The 19,409-nt window shown below is 64.4% G+C and carries 18 protein-coding genes and 1 tRNA gene; 10 read left to right on the forward strand and 9 right to left on the reverse strand.

Features of this window, described 5'->3' with window-relative positions; all coding sequences use genetic code 11:
* Positions 1 to 33 precede the first annotated feature (33 nt).
* On the forward strand, positions 34 to 1,518 hold the full coding sequence (locus C8E02_RS13450) for a carboxypeptidase M32 (RefSeq protein WP_120811456.1): 1,485 nt from the start codon (positions 34 to 36) through the stop codon (positions 1,516 to 1,518).
* Positions 1,519 to 1,606: 88 nt separating this feature from the next.
* Here C8E02_RS13450 and C8E02_RS13455 read toward each other — a convergent pair whose 3' ends face one another.
* Together C8E02_RS13455 and C8E02_RS13460 are read right to left on the reverse strand one after the other, a co-directional pair.
* Positions 1,607 to 2,182 carry a cold shock domain-containing protein gene (locus C8E02_RS13455; protein WP_120811458.1) on the reverse strand — a complete coding sequence of 192 codons (576 nt, stop codon included), beginning with the start codon at positions 2,180 to 2,182 and terminating at the stop codon, positions 1,607 to 1,609.
* Positions 2,183 to 2,257: 75 nt separating this feature from the next.
* Positions 2,258 to 3,685 (reverse strand): aminotransferase-like domain-containing protein, encoded by a 1,428-nt coding sequence (locus C8E02_RS13460; protein WP_120811460.1) that lies wholly within the window; start codon positions 3,683 to 3,685, stop codon positions 2,258 to 2,260.
* A 309-nt stretch (positions 3,686 to 3,994) separates the two neighbouring features.
* On the opposite strand from C8E02_RS13460, the gene C8E02_RS13465 reads away from it, so the two are divergent.
* The 3 genes from C8E02_RS13465 to C8E02_RS13475 all read left to right on the forward strand — a co-directional run bounded on the left by C8E02_RS13465 (position 3,995) and on the right by C8E02_RS13475 (position 6,167).
* Positions 3,995 to 4,603: a LysE family translocator gene (locus C8E02_RS13465; RefSeq protein ID WP_120811462.1), complete on the forward strand. Its 609-nt coding sequence runs from the start codon at positions 3,995 to 3,997 to the stop codon at positions 4,601 to 4,603.
* A 1-nt stretch (position 4,604) separates the two neighbouring features.
* Positions 4,605 to 5,318, forward strand: coding sequence for an aspartate/glutamate racemase family protein (locus C8E02_RS13470; protein ID WP_120811464.1), 714 nt, complete (start codon positions 4,605 to 4,607; stop codon positions 5,316 to 5,318).
* 90 nt (positions 5,319 to 5,408) lie between these two features.
* On the forward strand, positions 5,409 to 6,167 hold the full coding sequence (locus tag C8E02_RS13475) for a substrate-binding periplasmic protein (protein ID WP_170152168.1): 759 nt from the start codon (positions 5,409 to 5,411) through the stop codon (positions 6,165 to 6,167).
* Positions 6,168 to 6,301: 134 nt separating this feature from the next.
* On the opposite strand, the gene C8E02_RS13480 is transcribed toward C8E02_RS13475, so the two are convergent.
* The 7 genes from C8E02_RS13480 to tgt all read right to left on the reverse strand — a co-directional run bounded on the left by C8E02_RS13480 (position 6,302) and on the right by tgt (position 14,711).
* Positions 6,302 to 7,465, reverse strand: coding sequence for a benzoate/H(+) symporter BenE family transporter (locus tag C8E02_RS13480; RefSeq protein WP_120811468.1), 1,164 nt, complete (start codon positions 7,463 to 7,465; stop codon positions 6,302 to 6,304).
* 22 nt (positions 7,466 to 7,487) lie between these two features.
* Entirely contained in the window at positions 7,488 to 9,458 is a 1,971-nt protein-coding gene (gene mutL, locus C8E02_RS13485; RefSeq protein WP_120811470.1) for a DNA mismatch repair endonuclease MutL, read from the reverse strand.
* Positions 9,459 to 9,562: 104 nt separating this feature from the next.
* Positions 9,563 to 10,201, reverse strand: coding sequence for a DedA family protein (locus C8E02_RS13490; RefSeq protein ID WP_202902783.1), 639 nt, complete (start codon positions 10,199 to 10,201; stop codon positions 9,563 to 9,565).
* An 88-nt stretch (positions 10,202 to 10,289) separates the two neighbouring features.
* On the reverse strand, positions 10,290 to 11,225 hold the full coding sequence (gene secF, locus C8E02_RS13495) for a protein translocase subunit SecF (RefSeq protein ID WP_120811473.1): 936 nt from the start codon (positions 11,223 to 11,225) through the stop codon (positions 10,290 to 10,292).
* Between the two features lie 12 nt (positions 11,226 to 11,237).
* The gene (secD, locus tag C8E02_RS13500) at positions 11,238 to 13,085 is read right to left on the reverse strand and encodes a protein translocase subunit SecD (protein WP_047967880.1); all 1,848 of its coding nucleotides are present in this window, start codon (positions 13,083 to 13,085) and stop codon (positions 11,238 to 11,240) included.
* Positions 13,086 to 13,130: 45 nt separating this feature from the next.
* Positions 13,131 to 13,433 carry a preprotein translocase subunit YajC gene (gene yajC, locus C8E02_RS13505; RefSeq protein WP_120811475.1) on the reverse strand — a complete coding sequence of 101 codons (303 nt, stop codon included), beginning with the start codon at positions 13,431 to 13,433 and terminating at the stop codon, positions 13,131 to 13,133.
* Between the two features lie 162 nt (positions 13,434 to 13,595).
* Positions 13,596 to 14,711 (reverse strand): tRNA guanosine(34) transglycosylase Tgt, encoded by a 1,116-nt coding sequence (tgt, locus tag C8E02_RS13510; RefSeq protein ID WP_170152169.1) that lies wholly within the window; start codon positions 14,709 to 14,711, stop codon positions 13,596 to 13,598.
* A 135-nt stretch (positions 14,712 to 14,846) separates the two neighbouring features.
* Between tgt and C8E02_RS13515 the strand changes: the two genes are divergently transcribed.
* The 6 genes from C8E02_RS13515 to pheS all read left to right on the forward strand — a co-directional run bounded on the left by C8E02_RS13515 (position 14,847) and on the right by pheS (position 19,391).
* Positions 14,847 to 14,923: transfer RNA gene (locus C8E02_RS13515), tRNA-Val, on the forward strand.
* Between the two features lie 184 nt (positions 14,924 to 15,107).
* Positions 15,108 to 17,009, forward strand: coding sequence for a threonine--tRNA ligase (thrS, locus tag C8E02_RS13520; protein WP_047967883.1), 1,902 nt, complete (start codon positions 15,108 to 15,110; stop codon positions 17,007 to 17,009).
* A gap of 35 nt (positions 17,010 to 17,044) precedes the next feature.
* A complete protein-coding gene (infC, locus tag C8E02_RS13525) occupies positions 17,045 to 17,569 on the forward strand; it encodes a translation initiation factor IF-3 (protein ID WP_082133798.1) in 525 nt (174 codons plus the stop codon).
* Between the two features lie 153 nt (positions 17,570 to 17,722).
* Complete coding sequence (rpmI, locus tag C8E02_RS13530) at positions 17,723 to 17,920, forward strand: 50S ribosomal protein L35 (RefSeq protein ID WP_047967884.1); 198 nt, start codon at positions 17,723 to 17,725, stop codon at positions 17,918 to 17,920.
* An 11-nt stretch (positions 17,921 to 17,931) separates the two neighbouring features.
* Positions 17,932 to 18,288, forward strand: a complete 357-nt coding sequence (gene rplT / locus C8E02_RS13535; RefSeq protein ID WP_047967885.1) for a 50S ribosomal protein L20 — start codon at positions 17,932 to 17,934, stop codon at positions 18,286 to 18,288.
* Between the two features lie 116 nt (positions 18,289 to 18,404).
* A complete protein-coding gene (gene pheS / locus C8E02_RS13540; protein ID WP_120811479.1) occupies positions 18,405 to 19,391 on the forward strand; it encodes a phenylalanine--tRNA ligase subunit alpha in 987 nt (328 codons plus the stop codon).
* The last annotated feature ends 18 nt before the right edge of the window (positions 19,392 to 19,409 follow it).

Raw genomic sequence — 19,409 nt, forward strand, 5'->3', positions numbered from 1 at the left:
TCATTGGGCATAATATTCCAAGAAAGTCACGCCATGACCACACCTGCCTACCAGCAAGTCGTTGCCGCCTTTACCCGTCTGTACCGCTACCAGCATCTGGCCGCCATCGCCGGCTGGGACCAGGCGGCGATGATGCCGCCCGGTGGCAACGAGGCGCGTGGCGCGGCGATGGCCGAGCTGCAATTGCTGATGCACGGCCTGCTGACCGCGCCGGCGCTGCAACAGGCCTTGCAGGCGGCGGCGCAGGAAAGCCTGTCCGACGCCGAGCAGGCCTCGCTGCGCGAAATGCGCCGTGTGTGGCAAAGCGCCAACCTGCTGCCGGCGCGGCTGGTGGAGGCCAAGTCGCTGGCCGGCAGCCGCTGCGAACACGCGTGGCGCGAACAGCGCAAGGGCAATGACTGGCACGGTTTCCTGTCCAATTTCCGCGAGGTGGTGCAACTGGCGCGCGAAGAGGCGCAGCTGCTGGCCGACGCCAGCGGCAAGTCGCGCTACGACGCGCTGCTGGACAAGTACGAACCTGGCATGAGCAGTGCCGAGCTGGAGCGCATCTTCGGCGACGTGAAAAGCTGGCTGCCGGGGCTGATCCGCCAAGTGATGGACAAGCAGGCCGGCGAGACGCTGATCCCGGCGCAGGGGCCGTTCGCGGTGGAGCGGCAGCGCGCGCTGGGGGTCGAGATCATGGGCCTGCTCGGTTTCGACTTCAACGCCGGGCGGCTGGACGTGTCGGTACACCCGTTCTGCGGCGGCGTGGCCGAGGACGTGCGCATCACCACCCGCTATCGCGACGACGACTTCATGCAGAGCATGATGGGCATCGTGCATGAAACAGGCCACGCCCGTTACGAGCAGCGCCTGCCGCGCGCGCTGGTGCAGCTGCCGGTGGGCCAGGCGCGCTCGATGGGCATTCACGAAAGCCAGAGCCTGGCGTTCGAGATGCAGCTGGGGCGCAGCCCGGCCTTCCTGCAGCTGATCGCGCCGCTGGTGAAGAAGCATCTGGGCGAGCAGGACGCCTTCGATGCGGCCAACCTGGCGCGCATGTACAGCCGCGTGCGTCCTGGCTTCATCCGCGTCGACGCCGACGAGCTGACCTATCCGGCGCACGTGATCCTGCGCTTCGAGATCGAGCGCGCGCTGATCGAGGGCGACATCGAGGCGGAAGACATCCCGGCGCTGTGGGATGAAAAGATGCAGGCCTATCTCGGCGTCGATACCCGTGGCAACTACCGCGACGGCTGCCTGCAGGACATCCACTGGACCGACGGCAGCTTCGGCTACTTCCCCAGCTACACCCTGGGCGCGATGTACGCGGCGCAGTATTTCGCCACCCTCCGTCGCCAGGAGCCGGCGCTGGACGCGCGCATCGCCGCCGGCGAGCTGGCGCCGGTGTTCGACTGGCTGGACGCCAACATCTGGTCGCAGGCCAGCCGCTGGGAAACCGGCGAACTGGTGCGCCGCGCCACCGGCGAGGCGCTCAATCCGGCGCACTTCCGCGCCCATCTGGAGGCGCGCTACCTGTAAGCGGCGAGACGCCTGAGCGGGACGTGACTGCGGCCAACCCTGGTGACAGGGTTGGCCGCAGTGTTTTTGACGCGGTGTGGCTGCTGGCTCAGTTGGCGAATTGCGTTTCGCACGGTTGTCCGTCGCCGTCACCGTCCATCCGGGTGTCCGGGCAGTGTTGCAGGAAGTAGGCGGCCTCCTGCAGCGTATTCATCTGCGAACAGTGCTGGCGGCCGTCGCAGCGGAAGCCGGCAGTGGTCGCTGCCGGCGTGGTGGCGGGCCGGGAGGTATCGATTGCGCGACTGGCCGGTGCCGCGCTGCTGCGGCCGGCATAGCTGGCGTAGCCGGCGACGCCGGCGGTAAGCAGCAACAGCAGCACGATGCCGTGCACGCGGCTGTGGTGCTGACGCGGCGCGGCCGGCGTCAGCACGTAGTCGAGTGGCGGCAGCGGCGGGCTGGCGGCGGGCGGTGCGGTGAACACCTTGCCCTGCACTTGGCGGGCCGACACCTTGCCGTTGGCCGCCTGCTGGCGCTGGAAGTAGACCACAAAACCGACCTGTGGTCGCACGCCGCTCGGCGGGCAATCGGAGAGGTCGAAGAACAGTTCTTCCCTGGTGTGATCCTGGGTGATGAAGCCGAAGCCTTTGTCGTCGTGCCAGCGGCTGATGGTGCCGTGATAAAGCATGGGAAAGTGCCTGGTCAGGTGGGTGGCCAATCCCGTATTTTAATGTCATTTATGCTTTATGTGTTTGCTTTGTCATTATTTGCCGCAGCTGGCGGCCAGCTCGCCGACCCGCGCCAGCGCGCTGACAAAGCGCTCGTCCAGCGGCTGGCAGCAGGACACCCGCAGCGCGTTGCGGTAGCGGCCGCTCGGCGAATACAGCGGCCCCGGCGAGATGCTGATGCGCTGCTGGATCGCCAGGTCGAACAGCTTCACCGTGTCGTAGCCGTCCGGCAGCTCCACCCAGATCAGGAAGCCGCCGCTGGGGTGGGTGGCGCGGGTGCCGGCCGGGAAGTGGTCGGCGATCAGCGCGCGCACCTTGTCGATGTGCAGCGTGTAGCGCCGCTTCAGCGCGCGCAGGTGGTGGTCGTAGCCGCCGGACTCCAGGAAGGCGCCCAGCGTCTCGCACAGCACCAGCGGCTCGGCGATGGAGGTGGCGAACTTCAGCTTGCGCAGTTCCTCGGTGAAGCGGCCGCCTTCCATCCAGCCGACGCGGAAATCCGGCGCCAGCGTCTTGGTGTAGCTGGCACAGACGATGACCCAGCCGTCGCTGTCGTAGGCCTTCACCGCCGGTTGCAGCGCGTCGCCGAACTGCAGCTCGGCGTACAGCGCGTCCTCGATCAGCGGCACCTGGTAGCGATTGACCAGTGCGGCCAACCTTTTCTTGTGTTCGGTGGGCATGCTGCAGCCCAGCGGATTGTGCACGTTCGGCATCGCGATGATGGCGTTGAGGCGCTTTTCCGCCAGCAACATCTCCAGCGCCTCCAGCGACAGCCCGGATTGCGGATCGGTGGGGATCTCCAGCGCCTTCAGCCCCAGGCTGGCGAACAGCGGCAGCAGGTTGAAGTAGGTCGGCGACTCGATGCCGACGGTGTCGCCGGGGCGGCACACCGCGCGCAGCGCCAGGTTCAGCGCCTCCATCGCGCCGTGGGTGAGGATGATGTTGTCGGCCTGCAGCGCCATGCCCAGCTCCAGCCCGCGCCGCGCGATCTGGGTGCGCAGCCGTTCCGAGCCCGGCGGCAGCGCGTAGTTGCTGACCAGGCCCGGGTTCTTGCGCAGCACCTGGCCCATCAGCCGCGCCAGCTTGCCGGCGGGGTAGAAGTCGCCGCCGCGCGGGCAGGCCAGCGCCATGTCGATGTAGCCCGGTGTCTGCTGCGCCTTCAGCGCGGCGCCGATCAGGTCCAGCACCGCGCCGTCGGTGCCCTGCGCCGGACCGGCGGCCTGGCTGCTGCTGCGCGCCGGCGACGGCAGCCGCGAGCGCACGTAGTAGCCGGACTGCGGCCGCGCCTCGACCAGGCCGCGGTCTTCCAGCACGCGGTAGGCGGCGACCACGGTATTGAGCGACAGCTGGCGGCTGTGCGCGGTCTTGCGCACCGAGGGCAGGCGCGAGCCGGGCGGCAAGGTGCCAAGGTTGATGGCGCCGGACAGGTCGTCGGCGAGTTGCTGGTACAGGGTGCTGCTATCCATGGCGGCTTTCCTAAGAACCTGTTCAATGGCTGCTGCGCTTTGTGGAACGTTACACGGTGAGTACGCCTTCGGCATGCTGCGTGCTCCCGTTGAATTCCACTTCCCCTGCCGTTTTTGCCTGGTCTCGCGTGAGCGCGCGAGACTTTGCACAGGTTCTGATACGGGCATGACAGTGGGCGGGAGAACGGGGGGTGACAGTTGCCAGTATGCTGCAACTGTCACCATGACAATAATAAATTCTTGGCACTGTATCCGGCAACTGCTGTTGGCTACGATGGAACGGTCTACTACTTGTTGCGGGAGCGTGTGATGCTGGGTCTGCCTTTATTGAGTTATGTGTCGCTGATGTCGATCACGCCGGGGCCGAACAACCTGATGTTGGCCGCATCGGGGGTCAACTTCGGCTTTCGCCGCAGCGTGCCGCACCTGCTGGGCATCAGCATCGGCCATGGCGTGCAGGTGTTGCTGGTGTCGCTACTGCTGGGCTGGGTGATGGCGTGGCTGGATGACTGGCGCCTGCTGCTGACGCTGGCCGGCTGTAGTTACCTGTTGTGGCTGTCGTGGCAGGTGTGGCTGGCGGGCGAGCCGCAGGCGAAACAGCTGGTGCGGCCGATGGGCTTTGTCGCTGCCGCCGCCTTCCAGTGGGTGAATCCCAAGGCGTGGGTGATGGTGATCAATACCGCCTTGCTGTTCTTGCCGCTGCAGGCGCAGCTGTCGCACGCGCTGCTGCTGGCGCTGGCCTGTGCGCTGATCAACTTCCCGTGCATCTGCGTCTGGGCCGGGCTGGGCGAGGCCTTGCGCCGCCATCTGTCGCAAGCGGCGGCACGGCGCTGGTTCAATGGCATCATGGCCTTGTTGATGGCGCTGACCGCGCTGTACCTGCTGTACGACGAATTACAACTGGCCGGGGTGCTGTGACATGACGGGAAAACTGCTGGGCCTGCTGGGCGGCATGAGCTGGGAATCGACCGCGCACTACTACGCACAGATCAATCGCCGGGTGCGCGACGCCCGCGGCGGGCTGCACTCGGCGCCGCTGCTGCTGCACAGCATCGACTTCGCGCCGCTGGCCGAGCTGCAGCGCCACGGCGAGTGGGCGCAGGCCGCCGAGCTGCTGGGCGAGGCCGGCCGTGGCCTCGCGCAGGCCGGTGCCGGGGCGCTGCTGATCTGCAGCAACACCATGCACCAGGTGGCGGTGCCGGTGGCGGAGCGGGCCGGGATCCCGCTGCTGCACATCGCCGATCCCACCATCGCCGCGCTGCGTGCGGCCAACGTTGGCCGCGTCGGCCTGCTCGGCACCCGTTTCACCATGGAGCAGGCGTTCTACCGCGAACGGCTGCAGGCGGCCGGGCTGCAGGTGCTGCTGCCAACGGCGGCCGAACGCGACGAGGTGCATCGCGTGATCTTCGACGAGCTGTGCCAGGGCCGCCTGCTGCCGGCGTCGCGGGCGCGCTATCTCGACATCATCGCCGCTCTGCAGGCGGCGGGGGCGGAGGCGGTGATACTCGGCTGCACCGAGATCGCCATGCTGCTCGACGGCTGCCAGGCCGCCTTGCCGCTGCTGGACACCACCGCGCTGCATAGCGCGGCGGCCGCCGACTGGCTGTTGCAGCCAGACAACGCCGCGCGCTGAGCGCAGGCCGGCTATGCCGTCAGCCGGTGCGACCAAGCGCGCGTCATGCTGTTAGGCTTGAGGCTTGTCGCCATTGCCGGGGAGTCGTGCATGTTCCGCAAACTGTTGGCGCTGGCCGCCATCACCCTGTCCGCCCCGGCCTCGGCCGCGGTGTTCACGCTGTGCGCCGAGGCGTGGCAGCCGTTCATCTACCAGAATGCGCAGGGCCAGCCGGTGGGGCTGGCGGTGGACGCGCTGGGCCGTGCCGCGCGCGCGGAAGGGCACCGCATCCGCTACCTGTTCCTGGCGCCGGCCTCCTGTCTGCGGCTGATGAAGGAGCAGCGCATCGATATCATGGCCTTTGCCACCGCCGAGGGCAGCCCGCCGGGCTGGCTGCAGACGCAGCAGCCGCTGGTGTACTGGGTGCTCAACGCCTGGGTGCGTGCCGACAATCCGCTGCACCACTATCCGGGGCTGGGCCATTTCAGCGCGCATAAGGTGGCCTTTGTCGACGTCTACGACTATCCGCCGGCGATCGCGGCAAAACGCGACTGGCAGCGGGTGGCGGCCAACGACTCCACCACCGCGGTGCGGCAGCTGGCGGCCGGGCGGGTGGACGTGATCTTCGAGGACGCGGTGGCGCTGCAGGATGTCGACCCGTCGCCGCACGGCAAGATCCGGCGCCTGCAGCCGGTGGTGGCCAGTGTCGCGCAGCCGTTCAGCTTCCGCCCCGGCCTCGAGCTGTTGCGCGATGCGGTGGATGGCGAGGCGCAGCGGCTGAAGGGCAGCGGCGAGCTGGATCGTTTCTACCAGCGCCATTTCGGCAGCACGCTGGCGCAGGTCAGTGCCAGCGTCGCCGCCAGCCCGTAAGCACCACTTTGTTGTGATGGGTCGCAATGGCGCGATCCGGCGTTGCAAACGGCTTCGGCATGTGGGCGTGCCGCCGGGCCAACACCGTTTCCCCCACCGTGTTCGCCCTGTCCCGCACTTGAGGCGCTAGCGGCTCAGGCCTTGCGCCGCGCGTTGAGGATCAGCAGCGCCAGTACGCCGCCCGCCAGCCCCCAGAACGCGGAGCCGATGCCGGCCAGCGACACGCCGGAGGCGGTAATCAGGAAGGTGATCAGCGCCGGCTCGCGCATCGCGTCGTCCTTCATCGCGGTGGCGAGGCCGCCGGCGATGGTGCCGAACAGCGCCAGCCCGGCGATGGCCAGCACCAGTGCCTTGGGAAACGCTGCGAACAGCGCGCCGACGGTGGCGCCGAAAATCCCCAGCAGCAGATAGAACGCGCCCGCCGCCACGCTGGCCAGATAGCGTCGCGCCGGGTCTTCGTGCGCGTCGCGGCCCATGCACAGCGCGGCGGTGATCGCCGCCAGATTCACCGCGAAGCAGCCGAACGGCGCCAGCAGCAGGTTGACCACTCCGGTGCCGGTCATCAGCGCCGAGATCGGCGGCCGGTAGCCGTTGGCGTGCAGGGTGGCGACCCCGGGGATGTTCTGCGACGCCATGGTGACCATGAACAGCGGCAGGCCGACGCCCAGCAGCACGCCGGGGTTGAACTGCGGCGTGGTCCACAGCGGCGTGGCCAGCGTCAGCGTGACCTCGCCCAGCTGCAGCAGGCCCTGTGTCGCGGCGATGGCGCAGCCGAGCAGCAGCACCAGCACGATGGCGTAGCGCGGCAGCAGGCGCTTGGCCAGCAGGTAGGCGACGAACATCGCCAGCACTAGCTCGAGCTGGGTCTGCATCGCGCCGAACACGTTGATGCCGAACTTGACCAGGATGCCGGCCAGCATCGCCGCCGCCATCGGCAGCGGGATGCGGTTGAGCGCCTTCTCGAACCAGCCGGTGACGCCGGCGAGCACGATCAGCGCCGCCGAGAACACGAAGGCGCCGATGGCCTCCGGCATGCTGACGCCGGAGAGCGAGGTGATCAGCAGCGCCGCGCCCGGCGTCGACCACGCGGTCACCACCGGCACCTTGTAGCGCAGCGACAGCCCGATGCAGGTGATGCCCATCGCGATGCCCAGCGCCATCAGCCACGAGGCGATCATCGCCTGGCTGGCGCCGGCGCTGCGTGCCGCCTCGAAGATGATCGCCGCCGAGCTGGTGTAGCCGACGAGGACGGTGACAAAGCCGGCGCTGAGGGCGGGCAGATCGCGACGTTGCAGCATGGGGACTCCGTGAGCGCGCGCCTTAGCGGCCGCGCATGAAAAGATTGTCCAGATCGCGCATCGACAGCCGCGACCACGTTGGCCGGCCGTGATTGCACTGTCCGGAGCGCTCGGTGGCCTCCATGTCGCGCAGCAGCGCGTTCATCTCGGTCAGCGTCAGCTGGCGGTTGGCGCGCACCGCGCCGTGGCAGGCCATGGTGGCCAAGAGCTCGTTGCGGCGCTCGGTCAGCACCTGGCTGAGGCCGATCTCGCGCACATCCTTCAGCACCGCGCGCGCCAGTTCCACCGGGTTACCATCCTGCAGCCACACCGGCACGCCGCGCACCGCGATCTGCGTCGGCGACAGCGGCGCCAGGTCGATGCCGAGGCGCTGCATCTCGGCGCCGTGTTCGTGCGCGGTGGCGACCTCGAAGCGGTCGGCGGCGAACGACACCGGCAGCAGCAAGGGCTGCATCGGGATCGTGTCTTCTTCTAATGCATTTTTCAGCCGTTCGTAGACGATGCGCTCGTGCGCGGCGTGCATGTCGACGACGATCAGGCCGTCCTCGCACTGGCTGAGGATGTAGACGCCGTGCAACTGCGCCAGCGCGAAACCGAGCGGCGGGATGCCGTCGCTGGCGTCGGGCAGCGCGGCAAGCTTGGCCGCAGACAGCGGCGCGGCCAAAGTGCTGCCGGCTATTGGGCTGCCGGCCGTTGGGCTGCTAATCGTCGTGCTGCCGGCCGGCGTGTCGGTGACGGCCGGTGTCAGGCCGCGCTCTTCCTCGCGCAGCCCGGCAAACTGGCGCTGGTAGCCGCCGATCGCCTCGCGTGCCACGTGCAGCGGCATCGCCTGCTGTTCGTAGCGCGGCTGCTGGAACGGCATCCGCTGCGGGCTGTCGCCAGCGCGCGCGGCGGCGGTGCCGAAGGCGGCGAGCGTGTCTTCGTTGCGGCCAACGTTGGCCGCACCGGCAATGTCATTGCCTGCCGGCTGGCCATCGTCCAGCGTCACCGCCGGGCTGGCGCCGGCGGTGGTGCTGGCCAGCGCCTTGTGGATGCTGTGGAACAGGAACTGGTGGATGCCCTGGCTTTCGCGGAAGCGCACCTCGATCTTGGTCGGGTGCACGTTGACGTCGACGTTGGCCGGGTCCAGCGTGAAGAACAGTGCGTAGGCCGGGTGGCGGTCGTGGTGCAGCACGTCGCGGTAGGCCTGGCGCAGCGCGTGCTGCGCGATCTTGTCGCGCACGAAGCGGCCGTTGACGTAGAAGTACTGCGCGTCGCGGCTGGCCTTGGAGTAGGTCGGGCTGGCGACGAAGCCGGTGAGCGTCAGGCCGGCGGCGCCGGTGTCGACCGGCAGCGAGGCTTCGACGAAATCCTTGCCCAGCAGCGCGCCGACGCGCTCGGCCAGGCTCTGTTGCGGCAGGCGCCACACCACCTTGCCGTTGTGGCGCAGGATGAATTCGACCTGCGGGTGCGCCAGCGCGATGCGCTCGAAGGTGGCCTCGCAGTGCGCGTACTCGGTGTTCTCGCTCTTCAGGAATTTGCGCCGCGCCGGGGTGTTGAAATAGAGGTCGACGATTTCGACGCTGGTGCCGGGCGCGTGCGCGGCCGGCTCCACCGGGTGCAGCGTACCGTCGATGGCGACGATCTGGTGCGCGTGCTCGGCGTCGTGCGGGCGGCTGGTCAGCGTCAGCCGCGACACCGAGGCGACGCTGGCCAGCCCTTCGCCGCGAAAGCCGAGGGTGGCGACGTTTTCCAGGTCGTCGAGGCTGCCGATCTTGCTGGTGGCGTGGCGGTCCAGCGCCAGCGCCAGGTCGGCGGTGGCGATACCGCCACCGTTGTCGGTGACGCGGATCAGCTTGATGCCGCCCTGCGCCAGGTCGACGCTGATGCGGTCGGCGCCGGCGTCGAGGCTGTTTTCCAGGATTTCCTTCAGTGCCGACGCCGGCCGCTCCACCACCTCGCCGGCGGCGATCTGGTTGACGAGGTGGTCGGGCAGTTTCTGGATGCGTTTCATGGTGTCAAAACCTTGTTTGCCACAGCAGCCACGGCAAGCAGCCGCAAGACCGGCTCAGCCGTGTGGGGCGGGCTTGTTGCCGTGTTGGCTGTGGCAGGAAAAAGTCACGCCTTGCCGGCGGCGCGGCGGTGGCGGATCACTTCGATGATACCCGGCAGCATCGACACGATGATGATGCCGAAGATCAGGTATTCCAGGTTCTTGCGCACGAAGGGCAGGTTGCCGAAGAAGTAGCCGGCGTAGCTGAAACCGGCCACCCACAGCACGGCACCGATCACGTTGTAGCTGAGGAAGTGGCGGTAATCCATGCGCCCGATGCCGGCGACGAAGGGGGCGAAGGTGCGCACGATCGGCACGAAACGGGCGAAGATGATGGTCTTGCCGCCGTGGCGCTCGTAGAAGGCGTGGGTCTTGTCCAGGTATTGCGGTTTCAGCAGTCGCGGAAAGCGGGCAAACAGCCGCATGCCGACATGTTTGCCGATGGCGTAGTTGACGCCGTCGCCGAGGATGGCGGCCACGATCAGCAGCACTACCAGCAGCTGCACGTTCATCTCGCCCATCGCGGCGAGGGCGCCGGCGACGAACAGCAGCGAATCGCCGGGCAGGAACGGTGTCACCACCAGCCCGGTTTCGCAGAACACGATCAGGAACAGGATCAGGTAGATCCACGGCCCGTAGCTGGCGACCAGCTGGGTCAGGTGCACGTCGATGTGCAGGATGAAATCGAGCAGAAAAGCGATCAGTTCCATGGCGACTCGGGGCAGGTAAACGTCAAAAAAGGTTGGCCGCATTGCCTGCGGCCAACCTTGCTCAGGTGCGGGGCGCGACGCGTCAGACCACCGCTTCTTCTTTCGGCTTCACGATCTTGATCATGTGCTCGCGCTTGACGCCCAGCGCCAGCGCCAGCGGGCTGGCGACCAGCACCGAGGAGTAGATGCCGAACACGATGCCGATGGTCAGCGCCATGGCAAAGCCGTGCAGTGCCGGGCCACCGAACAGCAGCATCGCCAGCACCACCGTCTCGGTGGAGCCGTGGGTGATCATGGTGCGGCTGATGGTGGAGGTGATCGCGTTGTCGATCACTTCTGCGGTGCTGCGGCCGCGCATGCCCGGCTTGCGGAAGTTCTCGCGGATCCGGTCGAACACCACCACCGATTCGTTGACCGAGTAGCCCAGCACCGCCAGCACGCCGGCCAGTACCGTCAGGCTGAATTCCCACTGGAACAGCGCGAAGCAGCCGATGATGATCACCACGTCGTGCATGTTGGCGATGATCGCCGACACCGCCAGCCGCCACTCGAAGCGCAGCGCGAGGTAGATCACGATGCCGAGGCAGACCAGCAGGATCGCGGTCAGGCCGTGGCTGACCAGTTCTTCGCCCACGCTGGGGCCGACGAACTCGACCTTACGCAGCTGCACGCCGGCGTCCCCAGCCTTGAGCAGACCCATCACCTGCTCCGACAGCTTGGCCGAGCTGGTGCCTTCCTTGCTCGGCAGGCGGATCAGCACGTCGCGGCTGGTGCCCAGGCTCTGCACCTGCACTTCGCCCACTTTCAGCGTTTCCACGCGATGGCGGATGTCGGCGAGGTTGGCCGGCTGCTGGTACTGCACTTCCATCACCGTGCCGCCGGTGAATTCCACCGACAGGTTCAGCCCTTTGCTGAACAGGAAGAACACCGCCAGGATGAAGGTCACCAGCGAGATCGCGGTGGTGAGCTTGCCGTAGCTCATGAACGGGATGTCCCGTTTGATGCGGAAAAACTCCATGTTTCTTGATCCTTACTTGGTTTCCGGCTTCCACACCTGGCCGATGGACACGGCAGTCAGGCGGCGGCGACGGCCGTACCACAGGTTGACGATGCCGCGCGATACCAGCACCGCGGAGAACATCGAGGTCAGGATGCCGAGGCAGTGCACCACGGCAAAGCCGCGTACCGGGCCGGAGCCGAATACCAGCAGCGCGATACCGGCGATCAGCGTGGTCACGTTCGAGTCGAGGATGGTGGCCCAGGCGTGGGCGTAACCGGCCTGGATCGCCGACTGCGGCGGCACGCCGTTGCGCAGCTCTTCGCGGATGCGTTCGTTGATCAGCACGTTGGCGTCGATGGCCATGCCCAGCGTCAGCGCGATCGCGGCGATGCCCGGCAGTGTCAGCGTCGCCTGCAGCATCGACAGCAGCGCGATCAGCATGAACAGGTTGACGCCGAGCGAGGCGACCGAGATCAGGCCGAATACGCGGTAGTACAGCACCATGAACACGGCGATGGCGGCAAAGCCCCACAGCGTGGCGCTGAAGCCCTTCTCGATGTTTTCCTTGCCCAGGCTCGGGCCGATGGTGCGTTCCTCGATGATGTTCATCGGGGCCGCCAGCGAGCCGGCGCGCAGCAGCAGGGCCACGTCGTTGGCTTCGGCCGGGTTCATGCTGCCGGAGATCTGCACGCGGCCGCCGCCGATTTCACTGCGGATCACCGGTGCGGTCACCACTTCGCTCTTGTTCTTCTCGACCAGTACCATCGCCATGCGCTTGCCGATGTTTTCTGCGGTCAGGCTGCGGAAAATCTCGGCGCCGGTGCTGTCGAGGCCGATGTCCACCGAGGCGCCGCCATTCTGGTCAAAGCCGGGCTGGGCGGAGTTGATGTTGTCGCCGGTCAGCTCGACATCCTTCTTCAGCAGGATCTTCTGGATGCCCTGCGAGCTGGCTTCGTCCAGCAGCTCGTAGCCGGTCGGCACGTTGCCGGCCATCGCTTCGGCGACGCGCGACGGATCGTCTTCCACCATGCGTACCTGCAGCGTGGCGGTACGGCCGAGGATGTCCTTGGCCTTGGCGGTGTCCTGCACCCCCGGCAGCTGCACCACGATGCGGCTCGGGCCGGCTTGCTGGATCACCGGTTCGGCGACGCCCAGCTCGTTGACACGGTTGTGCAGGGTGGTGATGTTCTGCGACACGGCGTCGCTCTGGATGCGGGTGATCTCTTCCGGCTTCAGCGCGAGGCTAAGGCGGAACAGCTGGTCGTCACTGCTGAAGGTCAGCGACGGCAGGCTGCGCGCCAGCTTGTCGGCGGCGGCGTTCAGCGTTTCCTGGTCACGCAGCTGTACTTCCAGCGCGGTGTTGCCGGTGCGCTTGATGGCGCCGTAGCGGATCTTGGCGGTTTTCAGCTCGCGGCGGATGTCGCCGGCGTAGCGTTCCATGGTCTTGTCCACGGCCGCCTGCATGTCGACTTCCAGCAGGAAGTGCACGCCGCCGCGCAGGTCGAGGCCGAGGAACATCGGGTTGGCGTGCAGCTTGCTCAGCCATTCCGGCGATGCCGCCAGCAGGTTCAACGCGATGATGTAGGTGTCGCCCAGCGCTTGCTGGATGATGTCGCGCGCCTTGATCTGCGTATCGGGATCGTTGAAGCGCACTTTCAGGCTGTTGCCGTCAAGGAACAGGCCGGCAGGCTTGATGCCCTGTTGCTGCAGTACGGTCTCCACCCGCGCCATCAGTGCCGTATCGACGGTAGCCGATTGGCGGGTGCTGGAGATTTGCACGGCAGGGGTTTCGCCAAAGAAATTGGGCAGGGTGTAGATTGTCGAGACAATCAGTACTACCGCAATGACGAGGTATTTCCAGATCGGGAAGCGGTTCATGGAGGCGGTAACAGGAAAAAGGGCCGCCAGGGCGGCCCATTGGGATTACAGGGACTTGATGGTGCCTTTTTCCAGCTTGGCGGCAACGGCGCCACGCTGGACATTGATTTCCACGCCGTTGGCAATCTCGATCGCCAGGTACTGGTCACCAGCCTTGGTCACGCGGCCAACGATGCCACCTTGAGTTGCCACTTCGTCACCCTTGTTGATTTCGGCCAGCATCTTCTGGTGTTCTTTCATTTTCTTCTGTTGCGGACGGATCAGCAGGAACCAGAACAAAACGAAAATCACGATCATGGGCAAAAAGCCCATCAGGTCGAGGCCGCCGGCGGCGGAAGTATTGAACATCGATTGAGTCTCCCTGTTTTAAGTTGAATGCGGGTATTACGTGTGCAAGTGGCCGATTGTAGCCACGCTGCGGCTGATTTCCAACCATTGTGCCGAGATGCCGCTTTTGCAAGCGGCATGGCGGCGCGTGGCACGACATTACACAGACAGCAGTTGGCCGCGTCAGTTCACACCGCGGGCGCGGCGCTCGTGGAAGCCGGCCTTCCAGTCTTCAAACTGGTCGGCGTCGATGGCGTCGCGCATCTCCTGCATCAGTACCTGATAGTAGTGCAGGTTGTGGATGGTATTGAGGCGGGCGCCGAGAATCTCGCCGGTGCGGTGCAGGTGGTGCAGGTAGGCGCGGCTGAAGTGGCGGCAGGCGTAGCACTCGCACTGCTCGTCCAGCGGCTTCTTGTCATCCTTGTAGCGCGCGTTCTTGATCTTCAGGTCGCCCCACTGCGTGAACAGCCAGCCGTTGCGCGCATTGCGCGTCGGCATCACGCAGTCGAACATGTCGATGCCGTTGGCGACGCCGTGCACCAGGTCTTCCGGGGTGCCGACGCCCATCAGGTAGTGCGGCTTCTCCGCCGGCAGCATGTCCTTGAGTTCGGTCAGCATGCGGTACATTTCCGGCTTCGGCTCGCCCACCGACAGGCCGCCGATGGCGATGCCGTCAAAGCCGATCTGCATCAGGCCGTCCAGCGATTCCTGGCGCAGGTCCTTGTACAGGTTGCCCTGCACGATGCCGAACAGCGCGTTGGGGTTCTTCAGTTCGTCGAAGGCGCGGCGCGAACGCTCGGCCCAGCGCAGACTCATGCGCATCGACTTGGCGGCGGTGGCGTGGTCGACCTGGCCCGGGGTGCACTCGTCGAAGATCATCACGATGTCGGAGTTGAGCACCTTCTGGATTTCCATCGACTTTTCCGGCGACAGGAACAGCTTGTCGCCGTTGACCGGGCTCTGGAAGGTGACGCCTTCCTCGGTGATCTTGTTCAGCGCGCCGAGGCTGAATACCTGGAAGCCGCCGGAGTCGGTGAGGATAGGCTTGTCCCAGCCGATGAACTGGTGCAGGCCGCCGAACTTCTCGATGATGTCGAGGCCGGGGCGCAGCCACAGGTGGAAGGTGTTGCCCAGAATGATCTGGGCCTTGATGTCGTGCAGCTCGTGCGGGCTCATCGCCTTCACCGAGCCGTAGGTGCCCACCGGCTGGAACACCGGGGTCTCGACCTTGCCGTGGTTCAGTTCCAGGGTGCCGCGGCGGGCGCCACCCGATGTCTTGTGCAGGGTAAACTTCAGCATGTGCTTGATAATAATGGCTGGAATCGGAAATTTAGCCGCGCAGTATACACCCCGTGTGCGGCCAGAGGGTGAGCTTTGCACGCAAATGGCTTGCATTTGCCGGCGCCGGTTGGTAATATCGGCAGCCTTGATTGCAGGCACGTAGCTCAGTTGGTTAGAGCACCACCTTGACATGGTGGGGGTCGTTGGTTCGAATCCGATCGTGCCTACCAAATTCAGTTTGGAGTATTAAATGTTCAAGCGAACTACCACCACCCGTATCTCGCGATAAAACCGAGCCATACGGGGGGCCTTTAAAATTAAAGGAACACTCCAAGCAAACCAAAAAGTGCGGCTCAAGCCGCACTTTTTTTTTGGATTTTTGTCGTCCACCTTCACTTTAAAGCTGGAGTTGCTATGCCTGACATTCGCCTGCCCGACGGTTCCATCCGTTCCTTCGACAAGCCGGTAACGGTGCACGAAGTGGCTGCGTCCATCGGTACCGGTCTTGCGCGCGCGGCGCTGGCTGGTCGCGTGGACGGCCAACTGGTTGACACTTCCTATCTGATTGCGGCCAACGTTGATCTGGCCATCATTACCGAGAAAGACGCGGACGGCCTGTCCATCATCCGTCACTCCACCGCCCACCTGCTGGCGTATGCGGTGAAAGAGCTGTTCCCGGAGGCGCAGGTCACCATCGGGCCGGAGATCGAAAACGGCTTTTACTACGATTTCGCCTACAAGCGTCCGTTCACGCCGGAAGACCTGGTGGCGATCGAGAAGAAGATGACCGAGTTGGCGAAGAAGGACATCCCGGTCGAGCGCTACGAGCTGCCGCGTGACGAGGCGATTGCCTACTTCAAGAGCATCGGCGAGGCGTACAAGGCCGAGATCATCGAGTCCATTCCGCAGGGTGAGGTGCTGAGCCTGTACCGCGAAGGCGAGTTCACCGACCTGTGTCGCGGTCCGCACGTGCCGTCCACCGGCAAGCTGAAGGTGTTCAAGCTGATGAAGGTGGCCGGTGCCTACTGGCGCGGCGACAGCAACAACGAGATGCTGCAGCGTATCTACGGCACCGCCTGGCAGAAGAAGGAAGACCTGGAGCAGTACCTGTTCATGCTGGAAGAGGCGGAAAAGCGCGACCATCGCAAGCTGGGTCGCCAGCTGGACCTGTTCCACCTGCAGGACGAGGCGCCGGGCATGGTGTTCTGGCACCCGAAAGGCTGGGCGCTGTGGCAGAGCATCGAACAGTACATGCGCAAGACGCTGACCGAAGCCGGCTACCAGGAAATCCGCACCCCGATGGTGATGGATCGCGTGCTGTGGGAAAAGTCCGGCCACTGGGAAAACTACCGTGAAGGCATGTTCACCACCGAGTCGGAAAAGCGCGACTACGCGGTGAAGCCGATGAATTGCCCGGGCCACGTGCAGGTGTTCAACCAGGGGTTGCGTTCCTACCGCGACCTGCCGATGCGGCTGGCCGAATTCGGTGCCTGTCACCGCAACGAGCCGTCCGGCGCGCTGCACGGCATCATGCGTGTACGCGGCTTCGTGCAGGACGATGCCCACATTTTCTGTACCGAAGAGCAGATCATCGAGGAGGCGCGTGCCTTCAACGAGCTGACCATGGCGGTGTACAAGCGCTTCGGCTTCGACAAGGTGGCGATCAAGCTGTCGTTGCGTCCGGAAAAGTACGCTGGCACGCTGGAAACTTGGGATCGTGCCGAAGAGGGCCTGCGCGAGGCGCTGCGCGCCTGTGGCGTGGAGTGGGAAGAGCTGCCGGGCGAGGGCGCGTTCTACGGTCCGAAGATCGAGTATCACATCAAGGACGCGCTGGGCCGTTCCTGGCAGTGCGGTACCCTGCAGCTGGACTACGTGCTGCCGGAGCGTCTCGGCGCCGAGTATGTCACCGAGGATAACGGCCGTGCCCGTCCGGTGATGCTGCACCGCGCGATTCTGGGTTCGCTGGAGCGTTTCATCGGCATCCTGATCGAAAACCACGCCGGTGTTTTCCCGCTGTGGCTGGCGCCGGTGCAGATGGTGGTGATGAATATCACCAGCGCACAGGCCGATTATGCTGCGGATGTGGCAACCAGTTTGCGTAAACTGGGTTACAAAGTCGATCTTGACTTGAGAAACGAAAAGATCGGCTATAAAATCCGCGAGCACAGCCTGCAGAAGCTCCCTTACCAGGTCGTCATCGGCGACAAGGAAAAAGAGGGCGGGCTGGTGGCCGTACGTGCTCGCGGCGAGGATCTGGGTCAGATGACTCTGCAAGCCTTTGCCGACCACCTGCAAGCCGCGATGGCTCAGGTCTGAGTGCCTACGGGTACGATCACTAAACTACAGGAGTATTGGCTATAGCTCAGGAACGCGAACCACGGATCAATGGCGAAATTACCGCCCGCGAGATCCGTCTGGTAGGAGAAGAAGGCGAGCAGCTCGGTATCGTCAGTCTGCGTGAAGGTCTGGCGCTGGCGGAAGAACGCGACGTTGATCTGGTGGAAATTTCGCCGACGGCCCAGCCGCCGGTGGTCAAGCTGATGGACTACGGCAAGTACAAGTACGAGCAGTCCAAGAAGCGCCACGAAGCGAAGCAGAAGCAGAAGCAGATCCAGATCAAGGAAATCAAGTTCCGTCCGGGTACTGACGATGGCGACTACAACGTCAAGCTGCGTAACCTGATCCGCTTCCTCACTGAAGGTGACAAAGCCAAGGTAACCCTGCGTTTCCGTGGTCGTGAGATGGCTCACCAGGATATCGGTCTCGCGCTGCTCAAGCGCGTGGAAGCCGATTTGGCGGAAGTGGGTACGGTCGAGCAGTTCCCGCGACTGGAAGGCCGCCAAATGGTCATGATGATTGCCCCGAAAAAGAAATAATCGGGTATAATCATCAACTTCTTCACGGCAGGCTCGCCTGCCGTGTTGATTTTGTAGGCCGGTAACGGCCTGCAGCAAAAGCGTGACGCAGTGGTTTTAAGTGCCTTTGGCCACCCTGGGTCTAATCTAACGAAAATTCAGCAGGAGCATTCCATGCCGAAAATGAAAACCAAGTCGAGCGCGAAGAAGCGTCTCAAAGTATTGGGCAACGGTGGTGTCAAGCGCTCTATGGCGTTCAAGCGTCATATCCTGACCAAGAAAACCACCAAAACCAAACGTCAATTGCGCGGTACTGCCATGGTAGATAGCACCAACATGGCTTCCGTTCGCAAAATGATGCCCTACGCTTAAGGAGATAATTCATGCCACGCGTAAAACGCGGTGTAACCGCACGTGCTCGTCACAAGAAAATCTTAGCTCTGGCGAAAGGCTATCGCGGCCGCCGGAAGAACGTCTATCGCATCGCCAAACAGGCGGTGATGAAAGCCGGTCAGTACGCCTACCGCGACCGTCGCCAGAAAAAGCGTCAGTTCCGTCAACTGTGGATTGCTCGTATCAACGCCGCTTCGCGTGAAAACGGCCTGCCATACAGCAAGTTCATGAACGGCCTGAAGAAAGCGCTGATCGAAATCGACCGTAAGGTCCTGGCTGATCTGGCCGTGTTCGATAAGCCGGCATTTGCTCAAATCGTTGAAAAAGCAAAAGCCGCCCTCGCTTAAGCGCTGGATACTAAAAAGGGAGGCTGATGCCTCCCTTTTTTTTCGATCTTCCCCAAGATGGCTGACTCGAGCGCGCCCCGTTCCGGTCAGTTTTCTTACGCATACTGGTGCGACCCATGAGCAATGTTGACGTGATTCTCAAGGAAGGTCTGGCGGCACTCGATGCTGCTGCCGATCTCGTTGAACTGGAACAGGTCAAGGCCCGCTATCTTGGTAAAAGCGGTGCCCTGACCGAGCTGCTGAAGCAGCTGGGCAAACTGTCGCCCGAAGAGCGCAAGAGTGCCGGCGCAACCATCAATGCCGCCAAGCAGGCGTTCGAGACCCGTCATAACGAAGTGCGCGACGGCTTCAATGCCGCCAAGCTGGCCGCACAGTTGGCCGCAGAGTCGCTGGATGTGACTCTGCCGGGCCGTGGCATCTCGCCGGCCGGCCTGCACCCGGTGACGCTGACGCTGGAGCGTATCACCGGCCTGTTTGCCACCATGGGCTTTGAAGTGGCCGACGGTCCGGAAATCGAAAGCGACTTCCACAACTTCCAGGCGCTGAACATTCCGGAAAACCACCCGGCGCGTGCGATGCAGGACACCTTCTATGTCGAAGGCGGCGACGTGTTGCGTACCCATACCAGTCCGATCCAGGTGCGCTACATGCTGGATAACCAGCCGCCGATCAAGATCGTGGCCCCGGGCCGCGTGTACCGCGTGGATTCCGACGCTACCCACTCGCCGATGTTCCACCAGATGGAAGGCCTGTGGATCGACCAGAACGTGAGCTTCGCCGACCTGAAGGCCACCATCACCGAGTTCCTGCGCCGCTTCTTCGAGCGTGACGACATGCAGGTGCGCTTCCGTCCGTCCTTCTTCCCGTTCACCGAGACCTCGGCCGAGATCGACGTGCTGGACGAGCAGGGGCGCTGGCTGGAAGTCGGCGGTAGTGGCATGGTGCACCCGAACGTGCTGCGCAATGTCGGCATCGACCCGGAAAAATACACCGGCTTCGCCTTCGGTATCGGCCTCGACCGCTTTGCCATGCTGCGTTACGGCGTGAACGACCTGCGTTTGTTCTTCGAGAACGATCTGACGTTCCTGAAACAATTCAACTGATCGCGACGGAGACTCATC

The organism is Vogesella indigofera, assembly GCF_003633895.1.
Taxonomy (GTDB): Bacteria; Pseudomonadota; Gammaproteobacteria; order Burkholderiales; family Chromobacteriaceae; genus Vogesella; species Vogesella indigofera.